This is a genomic window from Streptomyces sp. NPDC048424, assembly GCF_040651555.1.
In the GTDB taxonomy this organism is placed as follows: Bacteria; Actinomycetota; Actinomycetes; order Streptomycetales; family Streptomycetaceae; genus Streptomyces.
In genome coordinates, this window is the sequence record NZ_JBEZKE010000085.1 from 1 (window position 1) to 1,433 (window position 1,433).

The 1,433-nt window shown below is 67.5% G+C and carries 1 protein-coding gene; it reads left to right on the forward strand.

Features of this window, described 5'->3' with window-relative positions; genetic code table 11:
- Positions 1–1,433 (forward strand): dihydropteroate synthase (locus AB0D29_RS38715; protein ID WP_362860531.1); only part of this gene is annotated, 1,433 nt, incomplete at both ends.

Below are 1,433 nucleotides of genomic sequence, written 5' to 3' on the forward strand. Positions count from 1 at the left end.
GCGCGCAACGCCCGTATCCCGCTCTCCTGCATGCCCAACGCCGGCCTGCCCGTCCTCACCAAGCAGGGCGCCCACTACCCGCTGTCCGCGGCCGAGCTGGCCGACGCGCAGGAGACCTTCGTCCGCGAGTACGGCCTCTCCCTGGTCGGCGGCTGCTGCGGCACCACGCCGGAGCACCTGCGGCAGGTCGTCGAGCGGGTCCGCGGTACGGCGATCACCGAGCGCAGCCCCCAGCCCGAGCCGGGTGCGGCTTCGCTGTACCAGACGGTTCCGTTCCGTCAGGACACCTCGTACATGGCGATCGGTGAGCGGACGAACGCGAACGGGTCGAAGAAGTTCCGTGAGGCGATGCTGGAGGCCCGCTGGGACGACTGTGTGGAGATGGCGCGGGATCAGATCCGTGAGGGCGCGCACATGCTCGACCTGTGCGTGGACTATGTCGGCCGTGACGGCGTCGCCGACATGGAGGAACTCGCCGGCCGTTTCGCGACGGCTTCGACGCTGCCGATCGTGCTGGACTCGACCGAGGTTCCCGTGATCCGGGCGGGCTTGGAGAAGCTGGGCGGGCGTGCGGTCATCAACTCCGTCAACTACGAGGACGGTGACGGGCCGCAGTCGCGGTTCGCGCTGGTCACCGGTCTGGCGCAGGAGCACGGTGCGGCTTTGATCGCGTTGACGATCGACGAGGAGGGTCAGGCCCGCACCGTCGAGCACAAGGTCGCCATCGCCGAGCGCCTCATCGACGATCTGACGGGGAACTGGGGGATCCGGGAGTCGGACATCCTCATCGACACCCTGACCTTCACGATCTGCACCGGCCAGGAGGAGTCGCGCAAGGACGGCATCGCCACGATCGAGGCGATCCGCGAGCTCAAGCGCCGCCACCCGGACGTCCAGACGACGCTGGGCCTCTCCAACATTTCGTTCGGTCTGAATCCGGCGGCGCGTGTGCTGCTGAACTCCGTGTTCCTGGACGAGTGCGTGAAGGCCGGTCTGGACTCGGCGATCGTGCACGCGAGCAAGATCCTGCCGATCGCCCGGTTCGACGAGGAGCAGGTCACCACCGCCCTCGATCTGATCTATGACCGGCGTGAGGGCGATTACGACCCGCTGCAGAAGCTGATGGCGCTGTTCGAGGGCGTGAACACGAAGTCGCTGAAGGCCGGCCGGGCCGAGGAGCTCCTGGCCCTGCCCCTGGACGAGCGGCTCCAGCGACGGATCATCGACGGCGAGAAGAACGGCCTGGAAGCGGACCTCGAGGAGGCCCTGCAGACTCGTCCGGCACTGGACATCGTCAACGACACCCTGCTGGAGGGCATGAAGGTCGTCGGTGAGCTGTTCGGTTCCGGCCAGATGCAGCTGCCGTTCGTCCTGCAGTCCGCCGAGGTCATGAAGACCGCGGTGGCCTTCCTCGAGCCGCACATGGAGAAGAC